19 protein-coding genes are annotated in these 22,626 nt (G+C 56.3%); 6 read left to right on the top strand and 13 right to left on the bottom strand.

Annotated elements, in window-relative coordinates; genetic code table 11:
• Nucleotides 1-7: 7 nt before the first annotated feature.
• Nucleotides 8-1,579, top strand: a complete 1,572-nt coding sequence (locus H2515_RS10735) for an alkaline phosphatase family protein (protein WP_198660074.1) — start codon at nucleotides 8-10, stop codon at nucleotides 1,577-1,579.
• 6 nt (nucleotides 1,580-1,585) lie between these two features.
• On the opposite strand, the gene H2515_RS10730 is transcribed toward H2515_RS10735, so the two are convergent.
• Entirely contained in the window at nucleotides 1,586-2,134 is a 549-nt protein-coding gene (locus H2515_RS10730) for a GNAT family N-acetyltransferase (protein ID WP_232821353.1), read from the bottom strand.
• A gap of 171 nt (nucleotides 2,135-2,305) precedes the next feature.
• Between H2515_RS10730 and H2515_RS10725 the strand changes: the two genes are divergently transcribed.
• The gene (locus tag H2515_RS10725) at nucleotides 2,306-4,624 is read left to right on the top strand and encodes a TonB-dependent receptor (protein ID WP_198660072.1); all 2,319 of its coding nucleotides are present in this window, start codon (nucleotides 2,306-2,308) and stop codon (nucleotides 4,622-4,624) included.
• A 177-nt stretch (nucleotides 4,625-4,801) separates the two neighbouring features.
• Here H2515_RS10725 and H2515_RS10720 read toward each other — a convergent pair whose 3' ends face one another.
• Genes H2515_RS10720 through purH form a run of 5 tightly spaced genes read right to left on the bottom strand, consistent with a single transcriptional unit; the run spans nucleotide 4,802 to nucleotide 10,202 of the window.
• A complete protein-coding gene (locus H2515_RS10720; protein WP_198660071.1) occupies nucleotides 4,802-5,893 on the bottom strand; it encodes a quinone-dependent dihydroorotate dehydrogenase in 1,092 nt (363 codons plus the stop codon).
• Nucleotides 5,890-6,780, bottom strand: a complete 891-nt coding sequence (gene hemF / locus H2515_RS10715) for an oxygen-dependent coproporphyrinogen oxidase (RefSeq protein ID WP_014028493.1) — start codon at nucleotides 6,778-6,780, stop codon at nucleotides 5,890-5,892. The genes H2515_RS10720 and hemF overlap by 4 nt, the downstream gene beginning before the upstream one ends.
• Before the next feature lie 4 nt (nucleotides 6,781-6,784).
• Nucleotides 6,785-7,345, bottom strand: a complete 561-nt coding sequence (locus tag H2515_RS10710; protein WP_065412688.1) for an L-threonylcarbamoyladenylate synthase — start codon at nucleotides 7,343-7,345, stop codon at nucleotides 6,785-6,787.
• Between the two features lie 15 nt (nucleotides 7,346-7,360).
• Nucleotides 7,361-8,623 (bottom strand): phosphoribosylamine--glycine ligase, encoded by a 1,263-nt coding sequence (purD, locus tag H2515_RS10705; RefSeq protein WP_065412687.1) that lies wholly within the window; start codon nucleotides 8,621-8,623, stop codon nucleotides 7,361-7,363.
• A gap of 13 nt (nucleotides 8,624-8,636) precedes the next feature.
• Entirely contained in the window at nucleotides 8,637-10,202 is a 1,566-nt protein-coding gene (gene purH / locus H2515_RS10700; RefSeq protein WP_198660070.1) for a bifunctional phosphoribosylaminoimidazolecarboxamide formyltransferase/IMP cyclohydrolase, read from the bottom strand.
• A 386-nt stretch (nucleotides 10,203-10,588) separates the two neighbouring features.
• Between purH and H2515_RS10695 the strand changes: the two genes are divergently transcribed.
• Both H2515_RS10695 and H2515_RS10690 read left to right on the top strand, forming a co-directional pair.
• On the top strand, nucleotides 10,589-11,380 hold the full coding sequence (locus H2515_RS10695) for an oxygen-binding di-iron domain-containing protein (protein ID WP_035194111.1): 792 nt from the start codon (nucleotides 10,589-10,591) through the stop codon (nucleotides 11,378-11,380).
• Between the two features lie 12 nt (nucleotides 11,381-11,392).
• On the top strand, nucleotides 11,393-11,761 hold the full coding sequence (locus H2515_RS10690) for a roadblock/LC7 domain-containing protein (protein WP_014028498.1): 369 nt from the start codon (nucleotides 11,393-11,395) through the stop codon (nucleotides 11,759-11,761).
• Between the two features lie 23 nt (nucleotides 11,762-11,784).
• Here the strand turns inward: H2515_RS10690 and kdpC are convergent, their stop codons facing one another.
• The 4 genes from kdpC to kdpF are packed head-to-tail and all read right to left on the bottom strand — an operon-like array spanning nucleotide 11,785 to nucleotide 16,340.
• A complete protein-coding gene (gene kdpC, locus H2515_RS10685; RefSeq protein WP_035194115.1) occupies nucleotides 11,785-12,405 on the bottom strand; it encodes a potassium-transporting ATPase subunit KdpC in 621 nt (206 codons plus the stop codon).
• A 12-nt stretch (nucleotides 12,406-12,417) separates the two neighbouring features.
• Nucleotides 12,418-14,487, bottom strand: a complete 2,070-nt coding sequence (kdpB, locus tag H2515_RS10680; protein WP_035192144.1) for a potassium-transporting ATPase subunit KdpB — start codon at nucleotides 14,485-14,487, stop codon at nucleotides 12,418-12,420.
• A 12-nt stretch (nucleotides 14,488-14,499) separates the two neighbouring features.
• Complete coding sequence (gene kdpA / locus H2515_RS10675) at nucleotides 14,500-16,251, bottom strand: potassium-transporting ATPase subunit KdpA (protein WP_198660069.1); 1,752 nt, start codon at nucleotides 16,249-16,251, stop codon at nucleotides 14,500-14,502.
• Nucleotides 16,248-16,340 (bottom strand): K(+)-transporting ATPase subunit F, encoded by a 93-nt coding sequence (kdpF, locus tag H2515_RS10670; protein ID WP_198660068.1) that lies wholly within the window; start codon nucleotides 16,338-16,340, stop codon nucleotides 16,248-16,250. Before kdpF ends, kdpA begins: the two co-directional genes overlap by 4 nt.
• A gap of 360 nt (nucleotides 16,341-16,700) precedes the next feature.
• On the opposite strand from kdpF, the gene H2515_RS10665 reads away from it, so the two are divergent.
• Together H2515_RS10665 and H2515_RS10660 are read left to right on the top strand one after the other, a co-directional pair.
• The gene (locus H2515_RS10665) at nucleotides 16,701-19,442 is read left to right on the top strand and encodes a sensor histidine kinase (protein WP_198660067.1); all 2,742 of its coding nucleotides are present in this window, start codon (nucleotides 16,701-16,703) and stop codon (nucleotides 19,440-19,442) included.
• Nucleotides 19,443-19,445: 3 nt separating this feature from the next.
• Nucleotides 19,446-20,189 (top strand): response regulator transcription factor, encoded by a 744-nt coding sequence (locus H2515_RS10660; RefSeq protein WP_065412681.1) that lies wholly within the window; start codon nucleotides 19,446-19,448, stop codon nucleotides 20,187-20,189.
• Nucleotides 20,190-20,242: 53 nt separating this feature from the next.
• Here the strand turns inward: H2515_RS10660 and H2515_RS10655 are convergent, their stop codons facing one another.
• From H2515_RS10655 to H2515_RS10645, 3 genes are read right to left on the bottom strand one after another with little or no spacing between them, the layout of a single operon-like run.
• On the bottom strand, nucleotides 20,243-20,989 hold the full coding sequence (locus H2515_RS10655; protein WP_065412680.1) for an HAD family hydrolase: 747 nt from the start codon (nucleotides 20,987-20,989) through the stop codon (nucleotides 20,243-20,245).
• 4 nt (nucleotides 20,990-20,993) lie between these two features.
• Nucleotides 20,994-21,992, bottom strand: coding sequence for an aminoglycoside phosphotransferase family protein (locus H2515_RS10650; RefSeq protein WP_035194123.1), 999 nt, complete (start codon nucleotides 21,990-21,992; stop codon nucleotides 20,994-20,996).
• Between the two features lie 18 nt (nucleotides 21,993-22,010).
• Nucleotides 22,011-22,526: a hypothetical protein gene (locus tag H2515_RS10645; RefSeq protein ID WP_198660066.1), complete on the bottom strand. Its 516-nt coding sequence runs from the start codon at nucleotides 22,524-22,526 to the stop codon at nucleotides 22,011-22,013.
• Nucleotides 22,527-22,626 lie beyond the last annotated feature (100 nt).

Raw genomic sequence — 22,626 nt, 5'->3', positions numbered from 1 at the left:
ATTTTCTATGGGGCCACAAAATCGTCGGCAGTTTTTGAAGCAGTTGGGACTGGGGGGCGGTGCAGTTATCGCCGCCCCGCATCTGCTGGGTGTGGCACGTGCTGCGGGAGTCAGCGAGGAAAATCTCCTGCGTCAGAAGATTGAGCATGTGGTGGTGATATTTCAGGAGAACCGCAGTTTTGATCATTACTTCGGTACCTTCCAGCCAAAAAACGGGCAACAGATTATCAATTTGCTAGATGCACAGGGACAGTTGGACCAGCGTTTTCTCGGTTTGCAGAAAAATCCGGCGGGTATCACTTATGATAACCTACCGTTACCTACGGAAATTCCGGGTTTTCAGAACGTGCAATTGCCTAACCAGCCCTTCCACATGGCGCCCTATATTCCCGCCAAAGGCAATGTACATTGGGATCCGAAACATCGGTTTTTCCGCATGATAGCGGAGATTAATAACGGTAAGATGGACCGTTTCGTAGCCTTGGCGGGCGGTAGCAAAACCCTTTTGTCGCGGGACGAATTCAAAAAGATGAGCCCTGAGCAGATCGCCTTTGATTTGGCTCGACCCAGTGGTCCAGTGCTGGGGTATTATACCGGTGAAGATCTGCCCTTCTATCACCGGGTCGCGCACCAGTACACGCTCTTTGATCATTTCTTTCAGGCCATGAGTGGCGGCAGTACCGGTAATGCGCTTTATCTGGCGGCCGCTCGTTCCTGTGTTTATCCCAATGCGCCCAAGGAGGTGTGCGCACCCTTCGATCCGAAAGCGGCCGGTCTGGAACACAGCTTCTTTGATCTGCCCTATGACCACAAAAAAGTCTTGGTCAACGATCTGCCGCCGGTGCAGGGACCGACCGATGCGGATGCCGTGAAGGCCTTGAAGATATCTCCACCCCCGGAGGCACAGACCTACGACAATATCGGTGACCGTCTGGATGGCGCCAAAGTATCCTGGGCCTGGTATAACGAAAACTGGAATCGGGTAAAACCGTGGGCGCTCAAGACCGCTTTTGGTCCCGGTGATGGTTCGGCGGTGATTGACACGGGTCAGTTGTATGTGGCTCACCATAACCCCTTCCAGTACTACCCGCGTTGGCCAGAATATGTGCAGGACGGTCGTATGCGCGACAGTGACGACTTTCTCGCCGATGCCCGTGCCGGCAAACTGCCCGGTGTCTCCTTCGTCAGGGCCAGTGCCGCCCATGACGAACATCCGGCCGACTGCGCACCCGTTTATGGCATGGAATGGGTGGAGCAACTGGTGCGCGCTGCCGCTGATGGTCCGGCCTGGGACAAAACCGCCATCTTCATTACCTATGACGAAGGCGGTGGCTTCTGGGATTCGCTGCCGCCTAAAGTGGTGGACGACTACGGATTCGGCACCCGTACTCCGGCCCTGCTTATCAGTCCTTGGGCGCGCCAGGGTTTGGTGGACCATCACCTGGCCAGCACGGCCAGCATCCTCAAATTCATCGAAACCCGTTTTGGTCTGCAGGCCCTCAACCACCGTGACCGCGATGCCTACGACATGATGGGTGCCTTTGACTGGAATCAGAAACCTGAGCGCTTCAGTATCTGATTGTGGTCAGGCTGGCAACGTTAATGCCTTCTCCATAGCGAGAAGGCAGAGCCCGGCAACCTTGGGTATGCCATAACGACTATCATCCGGGAAGGGTAGGGTGGCACCGGTAAATTGATATCCGCGCCGTTGATAATAAGCGGTCAGTTCAGGACGCTGTTTGATAACCCACAGGCGCATACGCTGGACCTGCCAGGTGCCTCGCGCATATTCCTCTGCAGTATGTAACAACGCATTGGCTACTCCCTGATTTTGCCACGGTGGAGCAACCGAGAGCATCCCGCATTCGGCTACTTCTGCTTCGGTAAGTTGTAAATGACAGCAGGCGATCATTTGGTTTTCTTTCGTGGCGACCAGGAAATAACTGTCCGGCCTCCCGGCGAGTTCTTCCAGCATCGCAACATCACAACGCTGGCCCCCCAGTAAATCCGCCTCTGTAGTCCATCCACCTTTGGCAGCTTCGCCTCGATATACACTATTGATGAGCGCGCAAAGGGCAATAATTTCCGTTTTTTGTGCCATGTGGCAAGGATACAACGATTTTGCATGTGCCATCTTTATTTCCTTGCCCTGTGATTCTGTTGTCATCTGTGACGCTTCCAAATAAAAGCGTTATTTGTCAGAAATTTGTCATTAAAAATTCATAATAATGTCATATTGTATTGCTAGAATCTTGTGCGGTTGTAGAGGATTTATGACAAGTTTTCTCCTGCTGAGGATATTATCATGGCATACTGCCCAACTCTGCGCACCGCAGTAATCATGGCACTCTGTGCCTTACCCGTTCTCGCCCACGCCAATGTGACGGTGCCCGCCGTCAGTGGTGCCGAGGCCGCTGCAACTGCCCCCACTGGTGGCAGTGCTCCGGTGACTATTGGCGAAGTAGAGAAAGAAGCGCCGCCGGAGCGCGGCACTGGCTCCCTGAGTAAAGAACTGGTGAAGCATGCCAGCCCGAATGAAAACTTTCAGAGTGTGTTGCGCAATGTTCCGGGCTTTACCGTAATCAGCACTGGACCCGGTAACCTTACCACCAGTGACAGCACCTTTACCTACCAGGGTTTCAACAGCGATCAGATTGGCGTAAATCTGGACGGTGTACCTCTGATTAACACATTCCGTGGTGGCACGAGCGGTCAGGGTGACGACCACGCTCTCACGCCCATTGGCATGGGTCAATTCTCGGGAGTCTCGGTTTACAGCGGTGCCAACACGCCTTCTGAGACAGGCATCAATGCGTTGGGTGCGACGCTGAATTATCAGCCGCGTATGCCCACTTCAAAATTCTACGCCGAGGTTTCGGGTAGTGGCGGACTTTACTCCGGTGGCGTCGGTGATAGTGCTGCCGGTGGGTTTGGTGTCAACTCAGGTGCTTTGCCGTATACGGGAACCAAGCTTTATGCCAACTACTATTACAGCCCTTTCCACAGCTTTATCAACCATGTTTTCTCCACCAACAACAACTACTATTTTGCGGCGGTACAGCCCTACAACCACGGCATGTCCCAGCTCTCACTGATTACTATCTACAATCATGAGATTGCTCAACAACCATCAACTGTGCCATTACCTTTGTTACAAAAATACGGCCGAAGTTTTCAGTGGGCTCCCAACATCTGGAATGATTATACAACTACGAGCTCGTACACCACTATCTTGGGTTGGAAGTCCATTCTAAATCAGAATATGCTGGCCAAAGCCAAGTTTTTTATAACCCAGAATAAGAATGACCGCACGGCCTATGCCAACGCGGCCTACAAAAATGGATATGATGGTTATCCGTTGCCAACAGCACTAAAAAGCTACGCCAATCCCAGCAAGGCGGGTCGACCAAGTAATACTTATAATCCGACGGCATTATTCGGAAGTAGCTATAATGGTACACAGTATCAGCGCTATGTCGATAATTTCGGTAATGCAGGCTTGATGCCGTCTCTGATCTTCCTCTTGCCGGATAATACCGTCACACTCGGTGGATTGTATATGTTCAGTAAGGATCATTCGGCAGAGTATTGGTATGGCCAATCGGCTGTGCCGATGATCAATGGTTACAATGACGCATGGAATGAGCATGATACCCGTAATTATGGGGATGTCTTCCTACAGGATCGTATCACTTTGTTCAATCATCGTCTGATCATCACTCCAGGTGTCAAGTATTACCTGGTCGATACGACATGTAATGATAGTGAAGGGTATTATTACAATTACGGGGGTAGTGTCAGTAACACCTTTAACTACTGGGAGCCATCTTTTGGGGTGAGCTTCCTCGCCACCAAGAATGCAGATTTGTACTTCCATTATGGCCGGGTATATAAGGTGCCTAATATCAGTGCTTATTATGCGGTTATAGGCTCTACACCAGCGCCTGGGCCAATGTTGGTCAAACCGGAGTACGTGGATAGTATTGATACGGGCATCCGCTATAACTTCGGTGATATCAAAACATCACTGGCTTATTTCCGCCGGATGTTCAGCAATAAGTTCGGTTATTTCTATGATAACCAGACGGGACAGACCTTCCAGTATAATGTCGGCAGCGCACTGTATCAGGGGGTGACTGCTTCAGCGGATGCTAAATTACCCTACCATATGAATGCGTTCATCAACTATAGTCTGACCGATGCCAAATATACGTCGAATTTTGATGCCGCCGATGGTGCATCCGTCAGTAGTGGGGAATATGTCGGTGATGTTCCCATGTACAACCTCAACTTCGGTCTGGGTTATCACTACGCCGGATTCAGTGCACGGGTTACCGACCATGTTGTTGGTTCCCAGTACATCAATACCAATAAGGGAGCGCCTGCAGGCGTTTCCTTGCAGCCCTACAATATCACCAATCTTAATCTGGGTTATGCGTGGCGGCCAGGTGATATGGGTGTGAAAAAAGTTACTGCTAACTTGTATGTGGATAACATTTTTAATGCCAACTACATTCCGTATGAATATGAACAGTTGCGGAGTGCAAAATATGGCGGAAACTTTATTACCGCGCAGGCGAGTGCACCGGCTTTTGTCGGTGCCAGCGTGGCGGCCAAGTTCTAAGGTCTGATTGGTATCAGCGGGTTATCGGCGGTTTTCTAATAGCCCTCTATCCGGTGGCCTTACGGTCACCGGTTTTTTGCTATTTTGATCTCACCAGTAGTAACCCACCCCGCGTATTATACGAAGTCATCATGAAATCGCCATAAGAACCGTTCGGATGCTGGGGCGGAGAGGATGTCAGGCGGCACTACCCCGCGCATGCGCAAGATCGGGATAACCATCCTTTAACCACAGCTCCGGCAGTGTTTCCAGAATCTCCCGCACCAGTTCCGGTCCCCGAAAAATCAGCCCGCTATAGACCTGCAATAGACTGGCCCCGGCCTGGATCTTGGCATAGGCATCTGCCGCACTGAGGATACCACCGACGCCAATGATGGGTACCTGTCCCTGCGTCGCACGATAGAGTTGCGCGATGACGGCATTGGATTGTTCCAGCAATGGTGCACCGCTCAGGCCCCCGCTTTCGGAGAGCCCGGGCTGAGAGGTCGGGCGTTTTATAGTAGTATTGGTGGCGATAAAACCGTCCACCAGGGGTTCCGCGCCTAAGGCTAGGCCACCGATAGCGTTGAGATCAGCATTATCCAGATCCGGAGCGATCTTCAGGAGCAGCGGCAGAGGCGCGCGCTGATACTGTACGGCCAGACGTTGGTTGGCTGCAGCAACAGCACAGAGTAGCCCCCGTAAGGCTTCCTCCCCCTGCAGCAGACGCAGCCCCGGCGTGTTGGGTGAACTGACATTGATGCAGAGATAGTCGCCATAGTGAAAGAGCAGCTCCAGTGCGGCGATATAGTCGTCCTGCGCCTGCGCCAGCGGGGTGTCCCTGTTTTTGCCGAGATTGATGCCGATAGGCACCGGATGGCCAGATAATGCCGCCAGTCTGTGGGCAACCGCGGCAGCCCCTTCACCGGGGAAACCCATGCGGTTGATGACCGTCTGCTGTGCCGGATAACGAAAGACCCGAGGGCGCGGATTACCCGGCTGCGGGCGCGGGGTTACCGTGCCGATTTCGATGAAGCCGAAGCCGAGGGCGGGGAGGGCGGCGGCGGCGTGGGCGTCCTTGTCGTAGCCGGCGGCGAGGCCGACGGGGTTGGGAAAATGCAGGCCCCAAAAGTCCTGCGCCAGACGCGGATCGGTGACGCTATAGTGCTTTGTCAGGTAGGCCATGCTCTGTGGCATGCGCCCCAGTGCTGCCAGCGCAGCGATGCTCAGGGTGTGGGCGCGCTCCGGGTCCAACGTAAAAAGCAGGGGGCGCAGCAGACGGTAGCTCATGCCCAATTCCGGGGTGTGAGGAAGTCATCCTTGAGGCGGGCTTCGGGACTACCGGCTTCGCCCTGCCAGTCGTAGGTCCAGGCTGCCAGGGGGGGTAGGGACATGAGGATACTTTCGGTGCGCCCGCCGGACTGTAGGCCGAAGAGGGTGCCGCGGTCATAGACGAGGTTAAATTCCACATAGCGTCCGCGGCGCAGAAGCTGAAATTGCCGCTCGCGTTCGCCATAGGGCAGGTCCCGGCGCCGGGCGACAATGGGCAGATAGCTGGCGAGGAAGCTGTTGGCCATATCCTCCCAGAAGGCCTGCAGAAGCGCGCCATCGCCATTGAGATCGTCGAAAAAAATACCACCGATACCGCGCATTTCCTGACGGTGTCTGATGGTGAAGTAGTCGTCACACCAGGCTTTGAAGCGCGGATAAAAGCCCAAGTCGTGGCGATCACAGGCGGTTTTGAGGGTGCTATGGAAATGCCGGGCGTCTTCCTCAAAGCCGTAGATGGGCGTCAGGTCGGCACCGCCGCCGAACCACCACACCGGTCCCGCCGAGAAAAATCGGTAGTTCATGTGAACGATGGGGACGTAGGGGTTGCGGCAATGCAGTACCAGAGAGACACCAAGGGCGGTGAAGGTCTGTCCGGCCAGTTCAGGGCGGTGTGCGGTAGCCGAGGGGGGAAGCTGGTCGCCATGAACTTTGGAGAAGTTGACCCCGCCTTTTTCCAGCAAAGCGCCGTCGGCAATAACCCGGGTGCGGCCGCCGCCACCGCTGGGCCGTTCCCACAGATCTTCGCGGAATTTTGCGGTGCCGTCTGCTGCTTCCAGGGCGTCGCAGACGCGATCCTGGAGGCTGCGGAGGAAGGTTTCCATTTCGTCTAAGGATGGCTGTTGCATGCTGTTACTCCCGTAAGATACGGCCGCTGCGGGCATCGACAATACGGCTGGGGCGGCGTTGACCGCCCAGCCGGGCCGGTAGTACCCACAGGGAACGACCAAAATAGCGGTACAAGGTGCGCAGGTCACGGGCTGGTTGTTGCCCTGCCGGATTGGCGCTGGTAGAGACCATGGTGCCGCCAAAGGCGTGAGACAAGGCGACGATGGCCGGGTGGGTACTGATCCGCACCGCAATGCCCTCATGGCGTCCGCGTATCCAGAAGGGGACCTTCGGTGTGGCAGGCAGTACCAGCGTCGTTCCGGGCCAGAGTTGTGCCAGCAGGGCCGGGTCTATTCCTTGCGCAGACCAGTACCGCCGGGTGTCTGCCGCCCGGCCTGCTACCAGAAGAACGCCTTTATGTTGTGGGCGCCTTTTGAGGGCCAGAATCCGGCGCAGCGCGCGGCGTTGGCGCGGGTCGCAGCCCAGTCCCCAGACTCCTTCCGTCGGATAGGCGATGACTCCACCGCGCCGTAAATGCGCTACCCCCCGGCGGATATCCTGACGACGCGGATGGCGAGGCAGCATCAGCCGAAAACGCGATCAGGCGCGCCGCAGGCCACGGTAGCCGATGTCCTGCCGATACTGCAAGCCCGGCCAGCGGATATCGGCGACGGCGGCATAAGCCCGCTGCTGTGCAATCGCCAGGCTTTCTCCCAGTGCCGTGACGCCGAGCACCCGGCCACCAGCCGTAATGACGGTGTCGTGGTCTGTCGTAGTCCCGGCATGGAAGATTTTGACCGTATCCCCCTGCGTCTTATGGAGGCCGAGAATGGGGTCACCTAGCTGCGGATGATCAGGATAACCCGCAGTAGCCAGTACGATACAGAGGGCAGCGCGCCTGTCCCAGGCGAGCGCCTTCGGCAGTAGATCGCCGCGGGCCGCGGTCAGCAAGAGCGTATAGAGGTCGGAACGCAAACGCATCATCAGCGGTTGTGTCTCGGGATCGCCTAGCCGACAGTTGAACTCCAGCACCTTGGGTCCGGCGGGACCGATCATCAGACCGGCATAGAGGAAGCCGCAGTAGGGCGTGCGGTCCGTCATCAACCCCTCTGCCGCAGGGCACATCACTTCGCGTAACACCCGCTCACTCATGGCGGTATCCAAGATGGGGGTAGGGGAGTAGGCGCCCATACCACCGGTATTAGGACCCCGATCGCCGTCGCGCAGGCGCTTGTGATCCTGCGATCCGGCCAGCGGCAGGACCTGACCATCCACCACGATGGCGATGAAACTGGCTTCCTCACCTTCCAGAAACTCTTCGATGACGATGGGGCCCCATTGCAGGAACGCGCGTACTGCAGCTTCCGCTTCTGCGCGCGCCAAGGCCACAACGACCCCCTTGCCAGCCGCCAGGCCATCGGCTTTGACCACTACCGGCAACGGATGCTCACGCAGGTAGCCGAGGGCCGCGCTGGCATCGGTAAACCGTCCGTAGCGGGCGGTAGGAAGACCGTGCCGTTCCATGAAGGCTTTGGCGTGGGCTTTGCTGCCCTCCAGCATTGCTCCGGCAGCATTGGGGCCAAAGACCGGGATACCAGCCCGACGCAGGGCGTCCCCCACGCCCGCTACCAGTGGTGCCTCGGGACCAATGACGACCAGCGCGATGTCCAGCGCATGGGCGGCAGCAACCACCTGACCGGCGTCCGTCGGCTTCAGGGCCAGATTATGGACTTTGGCCTCCGCCGCCGAACCGGGATTGCCGGGCACACAGTAGACCTCCGCCACCGCCGCCGACTGGGCTAGTTTCCAGGCGATGGCATGTTCGCGTCCGCCACCGCCGAGGACCATGACTTTCGCGCCCATCTGCGTTCCCTCCTCAACCATGTCGGAAATGGCGCACGCCGGTGAAGACCATGGCGATGCCGTGTTCGTTGGCGCTGGCGATGACTTCTTCATCACGGATGGAGCCGCCGGGTTGGATAATCACTTTTACGCCCGCGGCAGCGGCCGCATCGACCCCGTCGCGGAAAGGGAAAAAAGCGTCAGAAGCCAGCGCCGCGCCGTGTAAGTCAAAGCCCAGTTCCAGGGCCTTGGCCGCGCCGCACCTGGCGGCATCCACCCGGCTCATCTGCCCCGCACCGATGCCGATGGTCTGGCCTTCGCGGCCATAGACAATGGCGTTGGAGCGTACGTATTTACCGACCCGCCAGACAAAGGCCAGATCACGAACCTCCTGTGCCGTCGGCACGCGGTCCGAGACCACTTTCCAGTCCGCTTCCGCTTCCATGCTCTGGTCAAAGTCCTGTACCAGCAGGCCGCCGCGCACGCGTTTGTAATCCCAGCCTGCCCGCCGCCAGGCGCGACCATCGTCGAAGGCGAGTACGCGCAGGTTTTTCTTTTTGGCCAGAATGGGCCGGGCGTCGGGCGAAATAGTGGGCGCCAGTACCATCTCGACAAATTGGCCGCTCATGAGTTCAGCGGTCTGGGCATCCAGCGGCCGGTTACAGGCGATGATGCCGCCAAAGGCGGATACCGGATCGCCGGCCCAAGCGCGCTGATAGGCGCTGAGCAGATCCAGTCCCACGGCTACGCCGCAGGGATTGCCGTGCTTCACCACGCAACAGGCGGGTTCGGCAAATTCCATCACCAGCGCGACGGCGGCATCACCGTCCCCGATGTTGTTGTAAGACAATTCCTTGCCCTGCAACTGACGGGCGTCCGCCAGTCCGCCGCCGCTGCCGTCGCGGTAGAAGGACGCGGTCTGATGGGGGTTTTCGCCGTAGCGCAGGTCCTGGACTTTCTCAAATTGCAGGGACAGTGTCTGCGGGAAGGTTGTCCGGTTGCCATCGGGACCCAGGCTGGAGAGATAGTTGGCAATAGCACCGTCATAGCGCGCCGTGTGGGCGAAGACCTTGGTCGCCAGACGGAAGCGGGTGCTGGCACCGACGCCGCCGTAACTCTGCTCCATCTCCTGCAGCACGGCGGCATAGTCATTGGGGTCGACGAGGACGGTGACGCTCTCCCAGTTCTTCGCCGCCGCACGGAGCATGGTCGGGCCACCGATATCGATGTTTTCGATGGCTTCTTCCAGCGTGCAATCGGTGCTGGCGACAGTCTCGGCGAAGGGATAAAGATTGACGCAGAGGAGATCGATGGCGGGAATACCATGTTCGGCCATTTGCCGGATGTGACTATGGTTGCCGCGCTTCGCCAGCAGTCCACCGTGGATTTTGGGGTGCAGGGTTTTGAGGCGGCCCTCCAGCAGTTCCGGGAAACCGGTGTAGTCGCTCACTTCTTGCACCGCTACTCCATCGGCCATCAAGACCTTGGCGCTGCCGCCGGTAGAGAGTATTTCCACGCCGAAATCCTGCAGTCGCCGGGCAAATTCCACGACGCCCCGTTTGTCGGAAACGCTGATGAGCGCCCTCGTTATCTCACCCATAAATTCCACGACCTCTGAAAAAGTGGCAGTTCAAAATAAAAAAGGCACGATCAGGAGACCTGTCGTACCCAAACCTCCTGATGGAGGGAGCGTTCTGATTCGCGCTGCGCTGATTCAGCTCAGCTGAACGCCCACATTGTAAAAGAGGCGCCGCCGCTATGCAAGCACGGCCAAGCCTCGGCACTCAACCCGACAGGCCCAATCGCATCTCTCTGGATTTCCATCTGCGTGAAAAACCACCCAGATGGGTTGCTGTGCGGGGGTGCTTTTTGATAACGTTTTTAAAAGGCACAATAGTATGAAATAATGTTGTTATATTTATAGTGTTTTAATGTCTGTTGCCCTGCTTAATAGCAGGGTCGGTAATCACCGCATAGGAGCCCATAATGTCCCAGTTGTTGTATGACGACGGAACGCATAAATGCATTGCCTTCACTGATCTGGTGGAGGGCGAGGGGATTCAGGCCAATCAATTCCTTATTGTCAATAATGGGGAAGGGATGTTGCTCGACCCCGGCGGCAACCTCACATACAAGAACCTGCTGGCAGAGATGGCGAGCTATTTCCTGCCGGCGCATCTCGATTATGTGTTTGCCTCTCACGAGGACCCGGATATTGTTGCCTCTGCCAACGGCTGGTTGCTGATCACCGACGCGAAAATTCTCATCGCCAATGAATGGACCCGTTTCCTGCCGCATTTCTGTTCGAAGGGGATGACCGCTGGGCGAGTCATCGGCATTCCGCCGCAGGGCATGAAGATCAATCTGGCGGGTCAGACACTCTTTGTCGTGCCCGCGCACTACATGCATTCAGTGGGTAATTTCCAGGTTTACGATCCGATAAGTAAGATTCTGTTCTCTGGAGATCTGGGCGCTAATCTGGTCAGCGGGCATGATGCTTCCAAAGTGATTGAAGGTGCGGAAGCGTTTCAGACGCATCGCGCTGCATCAGGCATGGATGACTTCCACCGCCGTTATATGGGAGGTCAGAAGGTTTGCAGACTCTGGACTAATATGGTGCGGGGTATGGATATCGAGTGGATTGTGCCGCAGCATGGCGCATCCTTTAAAGGACAGGAGACGGTCACGGCTTTCCTCGACTGGTTCGAGGGGTTGGAATCTGGGCCTGATCTATTGACCCAGAAGGACTTTCAGTTTCCTCTCCCCGAGAACCTCTAAAGGAGGTGTAGGTTGAATCAGGACATGTTTGACGATCTCAATGCACAACTACACGTCATGTCGCCAGAAATACACGGTGCCGCGTTGATTTCCAACGAAGGGGCGGTGATTTTTCAGGAGGGAGAAACGGTAGCGGACCAGAGCATTATCGGTATCGCAGGGGCTGCCGTTATGCGCCTTGCGGAGCATATCAGCGCTGGTCTTGCCGAGTGCCCGGTGCAGGAAATCAGCGTTCGCTGTGACCGCCATGCAGCGCTTTTTGTGCCAGTGGGAGCGGATGCGCTCCTGATGCTGGTACTCTCAGCGGATACGGATACGCGTCCTTTGGCGGGGGCCATCCCCGCTATGGTTTCTGCGTTGAGCCAACGAGTTGTATCATAAGTTATTTTTCTTTATCGAAGTCGTCATGATTTCGCTCCTTTTGCGAGGGATCCCCTTGTTCCATGCGCGGCGGCGTATCGGTCATGCAGCGCGAGGTTGAGTTTCACTACATTGACCACGGGTTCGCCGAGGAAACCCAGCAGGGGTTCTGTCGTATTTTGTTGGACCAGGTGGCGCAATGTCGCGATATCCATTCCGCCTGCCTGCGCTATGCGCGGGATCTGATAGAGCGCCGCCGCGATACTGATATCCGGGTCCAGACCACTCGCGGAAGAGGTTACGAGATCCACCGGAACCGGGCCTTTCTCGGCGGGGTCTGCGGCCTTAAGAGCCTTGATCCGTGCCGCCACATGCTGTGCCAGAACAGGATTGTTCGGACCCAGATTGGAAGCGCCGGACCCGGCGCCATTGTAAGGCACCGCTGAAGTCGCCGAAGGGCGGCTCCAGAAGTACCGCGCTTCGCGAAAATACTGACCAATAAGGCTGGAACCCACGACCCGTCCATGCTGACGAATGAGTGAGCCATTGGCCTGATGGGGAAACAGCACCTGACCGATACCCGTCATCGCCAGGGGATAGAACAGGCCGGTCAGTACGGCCAGAACCAGGAACAGCAACAGTGCGGTTTTGATGTCTTTGATCATGGTGTCATCCTCCTACAGTACAACCAGCAGCATGTCGATCAGTTTAATAAAGATAAATGGTGCAATAATGCCGCCCAATCCGTAGATCCACACGTTGCGGCGAAGAATGTGCTGCGCCGAGTCGGCACGGAACTTGATGCCTTTGAGGGCCAGAGGAATCAGAAAGGGAATGATGAGCGCGTTAAATATGACTGCGGCCAGAATGGCATGGGTGGGTGAACTCAAGTCCATGATGTTCAGTGCTTCCAGTTGGGGGTAAGTCGATACAAACGCCGCCGGGATGATGGCGAAGTATTTGGCCACATCGTTCGCCACACTAAAGGTGGTGAGGGCGCCGCGGGTCATCAGCAGTTGCTTGCCGATCTGGACAATCTCCAGAAGTTTGGTCGGGTTGGAGTCCATGTCGACCATGTTGGAGGCTTCACGCGCCGCCTGGGTACCACTGGCCATACAGAGGCCCACGTCGGCCTGGGCGAGGGCCGGGGAATCGTTGGTGCCGTCCCCGGTCATCGCCACCATATAACCTTCATTCTGGTATTCCCGGATGCGCGCGAGCTTGGTTTCCGGTTTGGCTTCCGCGAGATAGTCATCGACCCCCGCTTCTGCGGCGATAGCGGCGGCGGTCAAGGGATTGTCGCCGGTCACCATGACGGTACGAATACCCATCGCCCGCAATTCGGCGAAGCGGGATTTGATGTCGGCTTTGACGATGTCCCGCAACTCAATGGCACCCAATACCGCGGCGCCAGAGCAGACCACCAGGGGTGTCGCCCCACCGCTCGCGATATTCTGCACCACGCCGTCCAGCTCCGTAGGCCAGATGCCGCCCAGTGCCTGGACCCAGGTCTTCATAGAGTCTGGGGCTCCCTTACGCAACTGTTGCCCCTCCCAGTCCACCCCACTCATGCGGGTCTCAGCGGTAAACGCGATCAACTGGGCGTCCGCCGGTAAACTGTCCCGGCTCTGCGGGTAATGTTTCTCCGCAAGCGTCACGATACTTTTGCCCTCAGGCGTCTCATCGGCCAAAGAGGCGCGGCGGGCCGCCTGCGCGAGGGTTTCCTGAGTGACGGCTAAAACGGGGTAAAACGCCGCTGCGGATCGGTTGCCGTAGGTAATGGTGCCGGTTTTGTCGAGAAGCAGTATATCTACGTCGCCCGCCGCCTCAATGGCGCGCCCGGAAGTCGCTACTACATTAGATTGCAGCAAGCGCACGATACCGGCAATGCCGATGGCGGGTAATAAGGCCCCGATGGTGGTGGGAATCAGGCAGACCAACAAGGCTACCAGCACCGTCAAGCTGATCACTGATCCGGAGTGGCTGGCGTAATGCACGCTATACCAGGAAAACGGATAAATGGTGATGGTGACCACCAGAAAGACGAGCGTCAAAACGACCAATAGTATGCTTAAGGCGATTTCGTTAGGGGTTTTACGCCGTGCCGCCCCCTCCACCATGGCGATCATTTTGTCGAGGAAGGTGTGTCCGGCCTCCTGCGTCACCCGGATGATAAGCCAGTCCGAGATCACCCGGGTACCGCCGGTGACCGCGCTACGATCGCCACCGCTTTCGCGGATGACGGGCGCGCTCTCGCCCGTGATGGCGCTTTCATCGACGGCAGCGACCCCCGCCACTGCCTCACCGTCGGTGGGCACGAGGTCTCCTGCTTCTATCAGGACAAAGTCACCGCTGCGCAGACTCGCGCCGGGAACCTCCTTATAAGTCGCCGTACGCACCGCTTTGGGCAGCTTCTTGGCGGTGACCTCCTGCTGGCTCTGCCGCAAACTGTTGGCCTGAGCCGCCCCCTGACGTTCGGCCAGCGCTTCCGCAAAATTGGCGAAGATGAGCGTCAGCCAGAGCCAGAAATCGATCACGCCGGTAAAGATCGCCTCGCCGTTACGCACGATCAGATCATGAAAAAAGAGGGCCAGCAGGAGCCAGGAGCCGATGTAGACGACGAACATCACCGGATTGCGCAACTGGCGACGGGGAGAGAGCATGCTGAAACTGTCCCACAGGGCGCCCCGGCTCTGATCCTGCCAGTTGATCGGAGATGCCGCATGTTTATGCTGGGTAGATTCCATGAATATGATTCCTCAGTGAGTCAGGCTGCCAAGGGGCGCCAGTTGATCTGCGATCGGACCCAGCGCCAGTGCCGGAAAGAAGTTGAGGGCGCCGAGTAGAAGGATGACCCCCACCACCAGGCCGATGAAGATCGGGGTATGCGTCGTCAGGGTGCCCGCCCCGGCGGGAATCTTCTTTTTACCCGCCAGCGCGCCCGCCAAGGCCAGCAGCGGCAGATAGGGCCAATAGCGACCGAAGAGTATGGCTATCCCGGTGATGAGGTTGTAAAAGGTCGTGTCACTGCTCAGCCCATCAAAGGCGCTGCCATTATTGTTGGCGGGACTGGTAATGGCATAGAGGATCTCGCTGAAACCATGCGCCCCGGGGTTAAGGGCCCCGGCCCGTCCGGCGCTCGTGCTCACCGCGAGCGCCGTACCGATCAGGACCAGCAAAGGCATGACGAGGATAGCCAGTGAGGCCATTTTGATCTCAAAGGACTCGATTTTTTTACCGAGAAATTCCGGCGTGCGCCCGACCATCAAGCCGCCCAGGAACACCGCAAAAATCATGAAAGCGAGCATCGTCGCCAAACCCGTCCCGACGCCACCAAACACCGTTTCCCCCATTTGCATGAAGAAGAGGTTGACTCCACCGGATAAGGGCATGAACGAGTCATAGGTACTGTTGGCCGCGCCGGTGGAGGTGGCTGTCGCAATACTGCCGAACAGCGCCGACGCACCGGCGCCGATGCGATCTTCTATCCCTTCCATATTTCCACCACCGGCGAGGCTCGTCATATTGACTTGCGTGGCGCCGAGATGGGTAAGCAGCGGGTTACCCAATAGCTCAAAATGTTCACTGACCATGGCTAAAGGGACAAAGAGTACGAGCGTGGCGATCATGATGGCCCAGGCTGTGCGTTTGGCCTTCACCATGTGACCAAACATGAACATCAGGGCAGAGGGAATCAGAATCATGGCCACCATCTCCAGAAAGTTGGTGAAGCCCGTGGGGTTTTCGAATGGATGGGCATCGTTCATATCGAAGAACCCTCCCCCATTGTTACCCAGCATCATGATGGCTTCCTGAGAGGCCACAGGCCCCACATGAATCATTTGGTGAAGGATGGTCTTGCCGCCCGAGACAAAGGGCGCGATGAGATCGGCGCGCACCTCCGCCGTGAGGGTTTGCACCACGCCCTGTTCCATGAGGATCAGCGCAAAGAGCACGGACAAGGGGAGCAACACGTACAGCACGGTGCGCGTCATGTCGACCCAGAAATTTCCGAGATCCTTTGTTTTGTGCCGGACGATGGCGCGAATGATGGGCAGGACGATGGTGATACCCGTCGCTGCCGAGAGGAAATTCTGCACGGTCAGGCCCAGCATCTGCGAGAGGTAACTCATTGTGGAGCCGCCGGAGTAATCCTGCCAGTTGGTATTGGTGGTAAAGCTGACTGCGGTATTGAATGCGGAAGCACTTGGGACGCCGCCGTAGTGCAGCGGATTCAGGGGAAGTACACCTTGTGCCAGTAATAAAGCATAGAGAAAAACGCCACCGATCAGGTTAAATATCAATAGCGCGATGGCATAACGTTTCCAATCCATCTCTTGGCTCACAGAAACGCTGGTGGCGCGGTACAGTCCTCGCTCCACGGGACCCAGCAGACGTGTCGCCCAGAACCGATCGCCGGCATAGACGCGGTGCATATAACGTCCCAGAGGCAAGGCCAGCAGAATGGTCAACAACAAAACCACGGCTGTCAGTATGATGGTGGATATCATAGGAACCGCTCCGGATTAAGCAGGAATACCAAAAGGTAGACGAAGAGTATTACGCCCAATCCGAGGCCTATCCACACGAATGCGTTCATTTTATCCTCCTCAGGCGATCCAATAGCTCAACAACGCCTATAGAAGCCAGGAAAAAACCGATAATAATAAATAAATACATAAATTCCATGCCAATCTCCTTCGTGAGAACGGGCCAATACCGCGCACGCAATCATAATTTTCTCGTATGAAAGCCTAGCAATATTCCATCTATAAATTCCATATAAATCATCTATAAATTATATATAAATGGTATATTTTTGAGTAAATCCCACGCATAGCAGATGGCGGCGCGTTAACCCGCTTGGTAATGGCTGGGCTTTGGCCTATGCTCAAACGCGGGCAGACGCGGCAACGAGGGAGCGTTATGGACGGTGGTATCCGGTACTTGGTAATAACAGATGTCGACTGAAAATCGCAAAGACGGACGACCTGATCCGGATGCCCTGTTGGCACAGGTGCAGCAGGCGGAGCAGGCGCGCCAGCGCGGACGCCTCAAGATTTTTTTGGGTGCCGCCCCGGGCGTCGGGAAAACCTACGCCATGCTGCACTACGGGCAGCAGGAGATGGCCAAGGGGGTGGACGTTTTGGTGGGCATCGTCGAAACCCATCAGCGCAGTGAAACCCAGGCGTTGGCCGATGCCCTGCCGCTGTTACCACGCGTGCATATTCCATATAAAAACGTTGTGCTTGAAGAGTTTGATCTGGATGCGGCCCTTGCTCGCCGCCCCGGGCTGCTCCTCTTGGACGAGCTGGCCCACAGCAACGCTCCCGGCTCTCGCCATAAGAAGCGCTGGCAGGATTTGGAAGAACTGCTGGTCGCGGGGCTTTCCGTAGCGACCACCGTGAATGTTCAGCACCTGGAGAGCGTGCACGAAGTTGTCCAGCAGATTACCGGGATACAGGTTCAGGAGACCCTGCCGGATCAGATCATCCAGCAGGCCGATGAAGTGATTCTGGTAGACATCACTGACGAGGATCTCTTGCAACGGCTCAAGGAAGGCAAGGTATACCTGGGTGAACGCGGCCAGCGCGCGATGACGCATTTTTTTCGTAAAGGCAACCTTATCGCCCTGAGGCAATTGGCATTGCGACTGGCAGCGGACCGGGTTGATCTGGAGTTGCGACAGTTTCATCAACAGAATCTGGAAGAGGGGCGGCGTAGCGGTGGCCGGGATCGTTTGCTGGTGGCCGTGAGTGGCCGCCCGGAAGATGAGCATCTGGTGCGTGCGGCTTATCACCTGGCGACTGCTCAACGGGCCGACTGGCTGGTGATTCATGTGGACACCCCGCGCGGTCTGCTGCAGAAAGCACAGACCCAGGCATGGATATGGAACCACCTGCATCTTGCAGAAAGCTTGGGGGCTGAAACCGCACGGCTGACCGGAGTAAATATCGGCGCGGAGGTTTTGGCTTATGCGCGGCTGCGCGACGTCACCCAGGTTGTACTGGGACAGACGCAGGGCTTGCGTAAATTTCTTTGGTGGTGGCCCGGTTCGTTGACGGCGCATCTATTGAACAGCGAGCGCGGCATTGATGTGGTGATTCACCCATTACCAGTTAAAAAAGCCATCACCGAAGATCGCCGCCTGCGGAATCAACAATATCTTGGCATCGTGGACACGCCCTTGCGCCGCCGCACTCGGAATCGCGCCTTTGTGATCAGCGGGGTAACCGGTCTCGCTTTAAGTGGTCTGGCCTGGTCGCTGGAGGCTTACCTAGGTTTTGCCGGGATCTTCATGCTCTACATGCTGGGCGCGGTGGGCACTGCCTTGATGTACGGCCGCTGGCCCTCCCTCATCACGTTCATTGCCGCCATGGTCAGTTACTACTCGTTTGGATTGGATCGCGGTTTGCCAACCACGGTGGGCTCGCTTGCTTACTTTGCACTGATCCTCTCTTTGATTCTGCTCATTAGTCAACTGGTGGCGCGATCCCGCGAGCAGGAGCTCATGGCTCGGATCCGCGAGCGCCGTGCCCGCAATCTCTATCAACTGGTTCAGGCGCTCAGCAGTGCCCGTGGTGTCGAAGGGATTCTCAACGCCAGCATCGAGAAGTTGCACCAAACCCTGGGTATTGTGGTCGCATTCTGGTTGCCGCTGGCGGACAACACGGGTGGTCCTTTGCAGATGTTTCCAGCGTCCACCGAACTGGAAGCTCCACAACGCAACCTGCGGGCCGCTGCCCGATGGAGCTTTTTGAATAAAAAGAATGCCGGGATGAGTACCGACACGCTGGCGGATATTCCGGCACTGTTTATGCCCATGCTGTCCGGCGAGCGTGCGCTGGGGGTCATGATGCTGTCGGATCTCGATCTGCGTCGGGCTCCTGTAGACTGGTTGCGCTTTCTCGAAACGGTGGCGCGACTCATCGCGGTGGCGCTGGATTCGGCGCAAGCTTCTCTGCAACGTACTGAAGCCGATGTCCGTTTACGGGTCGAACAATTGCAAAATGCGCTTTTAGGTGCCGTTTCCCATGACCTCCGGACGCCTTTGGCTGGCGTGCTGGGTACAGCGACGACGCTGCAGCGCAATGCGCAGGGCTTGACTGCCGATGAGCATGATCTTCTGGAGAACATCCGCGAGCAAACCCAAAAGATGGAACACACCGTGGACCGTATTCTGCACATGGCCGCATTGCAGTCCGGGCGACTCAATATCAAAAAAGAATGGGTTCCCCTGGAAGACCTGTTGGTCAGCGCGCGCGATCAGGTTAAGGCCGTATGCACCGATCGTCCTTTCCAGACGCGGATATCCAAGGACTTGCCGTTGCTTCGCGTGGATCCGCAACTCGTGGTGCAAGTGCTCACTAATCTCCTGGAAAATGCTTGTAGATATAGCCCGAGTGACCGCGCTATCGAATTAGAAGCCTATGCGAACGATGCCGAGATTACCGTTTGCGTCATTGACCACGGCTTTGGCGTACCACCGGGCCGCGAAGAGGAAATATTCACCCGTTTCAGCCAGATTAAACCCCCGGTCGGATTGGGTGGAAGCGGACTAGGTTTAGCGATTTGTGCTGCGATTATTGAGCTGCATGGCGGACGCATTTGGGTGCGTAACAGGGTCGCAGTGCGCGGTGCGGTGTTTTGTTTTACCGTACCTCGGGAGACTGAGCCATCTATGCCACCTGACGGAGACTAAGCCATGACAACCACACACGAAGGCGATATGGATATCCTGCTGGTGGAGGATGACCCGAGTATTGGCGGGTTTCTACAGGCGGCGATGGGCCGCGAACCAGGGTATCGCTTGCACTGGGCAACCACGCTGAAAGATGCCTGGAAGGCTTGGGAAAAACGACAAATCCAGGAAGGGCGGCCGTTCGCCCTGATTCTGCTGGACCTGGGGTTGCCGGATGGGGATGGGCAGGGATTAATCCATCGATTACGTGAGCATGGCGGGGAACAGGCATTAATCATCATCATCTCTGCGCGCGGAAGCGAGGCTGACAAGGTACTGGCCCTCGACAGCGGCGCCGACGACTATCTGACCAAGCCGTTTACCATTGGCGAACTATTCGCACGCCTGCGTGCACATTTGCGGCGCCGACCAGCAGGTTCATCCGCCGAATCTTCCCATTGGGTCATTGGCGTCTTGGAGCTGGATGATCTCACCCATACAGTGCGCAAGGGTGGGGTGCCCATAGCGATGACGCCCAAGGAATATCAACTGTTCCATCTTTTTGTGATGAATCAGGGACGGATATTGTCATATCGACGAATTCTCGGTGCAGTGTGGGGAGAACACAGTAGCGATCAGGCCCACTATGTAAGGTTATATGTCAAACGATTGCGGGAAAAGATTGAGGACGATCCCGGAATGCCACAATATCTGGTGACCGAAAAGGGGGTTGGGTACCGATTTGGCGATCTGGGGGTGTCAAAATGACTATATTCAAGGGCAAGATGCCACGCGTTGTTGCGGCGCGGATAAAACGCTAATCAGTCATCGCCATCCGCATGTTTTTGCGCGATAAACCCGACGCCTTCCAGCACTTGATAAAAGTCCCGCGCATAATAATCGGGCGCCACATCGTTATAGGATTTGCTGCCCTGATTGGAGTCCACAAAGATGGTTTTCATCCCCGCTTGTTGGGCGCCATAAATATCCCGATACATGTCATTGCCGACATAAATGGCTTCATGGGGAGCCACTTCCAATTGCTCCGCGGCCATGGCGAATAATCGGGAATCGGGTTTGCGATAACCGTAGTCACTGGAAATAATACGTATATCAAAATATTTCTTGATACCCAGGGCGCGCATTTCGGGGAGGGCGAAGCAGCGTTGTGCGTCAGAAATGGTGGCCAGTTGGTAGGTTTCCTGCAGGCTTTTCAGCGTGCGCTTAATGCCATCGTAACGCTCCAGGCGGGTGCGGGAGAGGGCACGGTGCAGGCGTGCCAATTCTTTTGCCAGTCTTTCCCGGCCTTTGACCGGTTTGCTGTTCTCCTGGGTGAGCAAGGTGTGCCAGATCGCCTCGACGTCTATTTCCGGATATCGTTCAGCGGATTGGCGTTTTCTCTCTTTCATGATAGCGAAGTAGCGTTCCCGGACCTCTCGCCGGTTCATAAAGACCCGGTGATATGTGAGGTAATGGGAAATGCCCCGATAAATCTCTTCCATTTCTTCATTGGTTTCAATGTTGATCATGGTGCCATAAAGATCTAAACAGACGGCGCGTATGGACATGGTGTTACCTCCGCAGAATGTGAATGGCTTCGTGGACCAGGGCTTGGCTGTAGCGCCAGTCAAGCCAGGAATTACGGGCGATGCGCAACAGGGTCATGCCCATATAAAAGGGGATTCGCTCAGTAATCGATGCAAAAGCCGCATGGCGGTCCGGAAAATGGGTGCTGTATTCCCAGAGAAAATGACCGATAAATGGTTCGGCATGCTCTCCATGATGGGTGGTGCGCATGAAATGATGTTTTATTTCCCCGGCAATCATGCCGAGATCATACGCGCGATCGGCAAACTGCATACGTTCCAGGTCGATGGCGATGGTGCGCCGATGGGCTGCGAAGAGAAAATTGGAGGGTGTGGCATCGCCATGGATCAGGACTTGCCGGTCTGCCCACATGCTGCCCATCTGCTGCCAACGCTCCCGGTAATGATAAAGTTCGCCGGTCTGACGGGCAGATATCCGGTGGCGTCTTTGCAAGCGCTCCATGATCTTGTCAAAATAAGCAAAGTGAGCATCAAAACGCACTGTTTCAGAGCGCGCAGTCCAGTTATGTAATTTGGCAAGGAAATAGGCAAGGTCCGTCAGGCGTGCATATAACAACTTTGCGTCATTGTGTTCAATGCTCTCTTCAATGACGCTGGAAAGCGATTGCCCGGGACAGTATTCCTCGATGAGAACGCTGTTCATATCCCGTGAAATCCCCAGGGGTTGCGGAATATACAGCCGCTCGGTTTTGAGGCCCAAGTCGCGCAGCATATGCATATGCTGCCATTCATTATGGGCCAGTTTCCAGGCCTGTTGTGGATCTTTCCCGATTCGGTTGAAAAATTTACCGATGACTTTCTGCTGTGAATGGGTTTCCTCGTAGAGAAAAACCTCATTAGATGCCGGAAACTGGAATACTCGAAACTGACGGAGCTGCTGTCCTGTGTGTAATTGTGGGAATATCTGCTCTTGCAGATACGCATAGAATGGATCGTGGGGATTCAGGCGGCCTAAATATTTCATTTTAACCCTTTTGCCTTATCATGAATCTCCGGAGGGTAGGGATTGCAGCGCTGGGTGTAACTGTATCCCAATGATTTTCCAGCCTGATTCCGCAGTGCGCAGCAACGGCGCAATATTTTGCAGAATTTGTTGCTCCAGTGCAGCCTTGGCGGTGGTGGAAGTGGTGACACTGGCCAAATCCGGAAACGCCATGAAGGGGTTGGCGATACGTGCGTCAAGCTGTCTCTGTAGAGGGTGAAGATCCTGCCAGGGGCCATTGCCCTGCATGATCGCCACTGGGTGAATAGTGAGGGCTTTGATTTTTCCCGCATGGTCTGTGATGGTGACGCCATAAGACCCAAGATCGATGTTGCGTCGGGTCGGTGTTGGTGCTGCCGGGTTCGGTGTCACCGCTGGTGGGCTGATTCTGCGCAGATGAAGCGGCAGATTAAGGGCAATACCCACGGCGATGGCGGCGAGCAGGACCGCCAGGACACCGAAAATAACCCACCGACCACGCCCGGATTTGGCTTGCTTTTTTTTGCGGGCTGCCAATCTCCGTTTCTCCTTTGCCAAGTGAGCAGCATTTATGGGTTCAATATGTTCTTAGTTGTACCATGGGCAAGGCCGACACAACAAACGTGATGCCATTGGG

It is taken from the genome of Acidithiobacillus ferrivorans (assembly GCF_016250455.1).
GTDB classification, from domain to species: Bacteria; Pseudomonadota; Gammaproteobacteria; order Acidithiobacillales; family Acidithiobacillaceae; genus Acidithiobacillus; species Acidithiobacillus ferrivorans.
This window is presented reverse-complemented; position numbering and strand designations above follow the sequence as displayed.

Excerpts from the sequence above, each read along its gene's own strand:
- kdpB (WP_035192144.1), bottom strand. The coding sequence starts at position 14,487 with ATGGAATCTACCCAGCATAAACATGCGGCATCTCCGATCAACTGGCAG.
- kdpA (WP_198660069.1), bottom strand. The coding sequence starts at position 16,251 with ATGATATCCACCATCATACTGACAGCCGTGGTTTTGTTGTTGACCATT.
- kdpC (WP_035194115.1), bottom strand. The coding sequence starts at position 12,405 with ATGATCAAAGACATCAAAACCGCACTGTTGCTGTTCCTGGTTCTGGCC.
- H2515_RS10665 (WP_198660067.1), top strand. The coding sequence starts at position 16,701 with ATGTCGACTGAAAATCGCAAAGACGGACGACCTGATCCGGATGCCCTG.
- H2515_RS10650 (WP_035194123.1), bottom strand. The coding sequence starts at position 21,992 with ATGAAATATTTAGGCCGCCTGAATCCCCACGATCCATTCTATGCGTAT.
- H2515_RS10720 (WP_198660071.1), bottom strand. The coding sequence starts at position 5,893 with ATGAGCTACCGTCTGCTGCGCCCCCTGCTTTTTACGTTGGACCCGGAG.
- H2515_RS10735 (WP_198660074.1), top strand. The coding sequence starts at position 8 with ATGGGGCCACAAAATCGTCGGCAGTTTTTGAAGCAGTTGGGACTGGGG.
- H2515_RS10730 (WP_232821353.1), bottom strand. The coding sequence starts at position 2,134 with ATGGCACATGCAAAATCGTTGTATCCTTGCCACATGGCACAAAAAACG.
- H2515_RS10695 (WP_035194111.1), top strand. The coding sequence starts at position 10,589 with ATGTCCCAGTTGTTGTATGACGACGGAACGCATAAATGCATTGCCTTC.
- purH (WP_198660070.1), bottom strand. The coding sequence starts at position 10,202 with ATGGGTGAGATAACGAGGGCGCTCATCAGCGTTTCCGACAAACGGGGC.
- hemF (WP_014028493.1), bottom strand. The coding sequence starts at position 6,780 with ATGCAACAGCCATCCTTAGACGAAATGGAAACCTTCCTCCGCAGCCTC.
- purD (WP_065412687.1), bottom strand. The coding sequence starts at position 8,623 with ATGGGCGCGAAAGTCATGGTCCTCGGCGGTGGCGGACGCGAACATGCC.
- H2515_RS10710 (WP_065412688.1), bottom strand. The coding sequence starts at position 7,345 with ATGCTGCCTCGCCATCCGCGTCGTCAGGATATCCGCCGGGGGGTAGCG.
- H2515_RS10725 (WP_198660072.1), top strand. The coding sequence starts at position 2,306 with ATGGCATACTGCCCAACTCTGCGCACCGCAGTAATCATGGCACTCTGT.
- H2515_RS10660 (WP_065412681.1), top strand. The coding sequence starts at position 19,446 with ATGACAACCACACACGAAGGCGATATGGATATCCTGCTGGTGGAGGAT.
- kdpF (WP_198660068.1), bottom strand. The coding sequence starts at position 16,340 with ATGAACGCATTCGTGTGGATAGGCCTCGGATTGGGCGTAATACTCTTC.
- H2515_RS10655 (WP_065412680.1), bottom strand. The coding sequence starts at position 20,989 with ATGTCCATACGCGCCGTCTGTTTAGATCTTTATGGCACCATGATCAAC.